Origin of the sequence: Plantactinospora sp. B5E13 (genome assembly GCF_039871775.1) — a bacterium.
In the GTDB taxonomy this organism is placed as follows: Bacteria; Actinomycetota; Actinomycetes; order Mycobacteriales; family Micromonosporaceae; genus Plantactinospora.
The window spans coordinates 1-2,146 of the sequence record NZ_JBDPLT010000100.1; the positions used below are offsets into that span (position 1 = coordinate 1).

Genomic DNA, 2,146 nt, shown 5'->3' on the forward strand with positions numbered 1-2,146 from the left:
GGTTATTTCACGAATCTGGTGGTGTTGCGGACGGATCTTTCGGGGGATCCGTCGTTTGTGGAGTTGTTGGGGCGGGTTCGTGATGTGACGTTGGGTGCGTATGACAATGAGGTGCCGTTCGAGAAGGTGGTTGATCGGGTGGCGCCGGTTCGTGATGCGAGTCGTAATCCGTTGTTCCAGGTGGGTATGCAGTTGTTGAGTGGTGGGACGGCGGGTGGTGGTTTGGAGTTGCCGGGGGTGTCGGTGGAGACGATTACCCCGCGTTTGGAGCGGTCGCGGTTTGATTTGTCGTGTACGTTCACCGAGTTTGATGACGAGTTGCGGGTGCAGGTGGAGTATGCGACGGATTTGTTTGATCGGTGGCGGGTGGAGGGGTTGGTGGGTCATGTGTGGCGGGTGTTGGAGCGGGTGGTGGGGGATGGTGGGGTGCGGGTGTCGGAGGTGTCGTTGGTGTCGGGTGGGGAGTGGGAGGAGTTGTTGGGGGTGGGGTGTGGGCCGGGGTTGGATTATCGGCGGGTTCCGGTTCATGTGGTGTTTGGTGAGGTGGCGGGGCGTTTTCCGGGTGGGGTGGCGGCGGTTTTCGGTGGTCGGGAGTTGACGTATGGGGAGTTGGCGGAGCGGTCGGATGTGGTGGCGCGGTGGTTGAGGTCGGTGGGGGTGGGTCATCAGGATGTGGTGGCGGTGGCGTTGGATCGTGGGTTTGATGTTTTGGCGGTGTTGTTGGGTGTGTTGAAGGCGGGGGCGGCGTTCACTGTTTTGGATACGGGTAATCCGGTGAACCGGTTGGAGTTTATTGTTCGGGACACGGGTGCGCGGGTGGTGTTGACGCATTCGGATCTGGTCGGGTTTTTGCCGGTTCCGGATGGGTGGCGGATGGTGTGTGTGGATACGGAGTGGTCGGTGTTGGAGTCGGTGCCTGTTCCGGTGGTGTGGGAGGAGTGGGCGGATGGTGACTCGTTGGCGTATGTGTTGTATACGTCGGGTTCGACGGGTCGGCCGAAGGGTGTGTTGATTGAGCATCGGGCGTTGATGTTGTATTTGGCGTCGTTTACGGCGGCGTTTGGTCTGGGGCCGGGGGATCGGTTGTTGCAGTATGCGTCGTTGGTGTTCGACTTGTCGGAGGCGGAGATTTTTTCGGCGTTGACGACGGGGGCGGCGTTGGTGTTGGCGCCGCGTGAGACGTTGATGTCGCCGGAGGCGTTGTCGGAGTTGATTCGTCGGGAGCGGTGTACGTATGTGGGTGCGCCGCCGGCGATGTTGACGTTGGTGGACGCGGAGCCGTATCCGGATCTGAAGTATGTGTTGGTGGGTGGGGAGGCGTTTTCTGGTGATCTGGTGAATCGGTGGAATGTGGATGGGCGTCGGTTCATCAATGGTTACGGTCCGACGGAGACGACGATCGGTTGCACGATGTATGAGTGTGAGCCGGTGGTGTGGCGGTCGTCGCCGCCGATTGGTCGGCCGTTGGCGCATCGCCGGTTGTATGTGGTGGACCGGTTCGGGCATCCGTGTCCGGTCGGGGTTCCGGGTGAGTTGTTGATCGGTGGGGACGAGGGTCTGGCGCGGGGTTATCTGAACGCGCCGGAGTTGACCGCGGAGAAGTTCGTGCCGGATCCGTTCCGGGCCACGGGTCGGGTCTACCGGTCCGGGGACCTGGTGCGGTGGACGGCGGACCGGCAGTTGGAGTTCCTGGGTCGGATCGACATGCAGGTCAAACTTCGTGGTCTGCGGATCGAGTTGGAGGAGATCGAGGCGGTCCTGGCGACCCATCCGAACGTGGCCCAGGCCGTGGTCATGCTCCGGGAGGACACCCCGGGTGACAAGCGACTCGTCGCCTACCTCGCCTGCACCCCGCCCGCGCCGACGGTCAGTGAACTACGTACCCATCTCGCCGCTGACCTGCCCCCGTACATGATCCCGTCGGCCTGGGTGATCCTCGACAGTCTCCCACTGGCCGTCTCCGGCAAGGTCGACCGCAAAGCCCTGCCCGTTCCCGACACCACGACCCCGGTCAACCGGACCGTCACCCCACCCACGACCCCGACCGAACAACAGATCACCGACATCTTCACCACCATCCTGACCACCACCAACCCGATCAGCACCGACGACAACTTCTTCGACCTCGGCGGCAACTCCCTCCAGG

The 2,146-nt window shown here is 62.4% G+C and carries 1 protein-coding gene; it reads left to right on the forward strand.

All coding sequences use genetic code 11. The features are described 5' to 3' along the window. Positions 1-2,146: amino acid adenylation domain-containing protein (locus ABGB05_RS36820; RefSeq protein ID WP_347658659.1), on the forward strand; the 2,146-nt coding region annotated here is incomplete at both ends.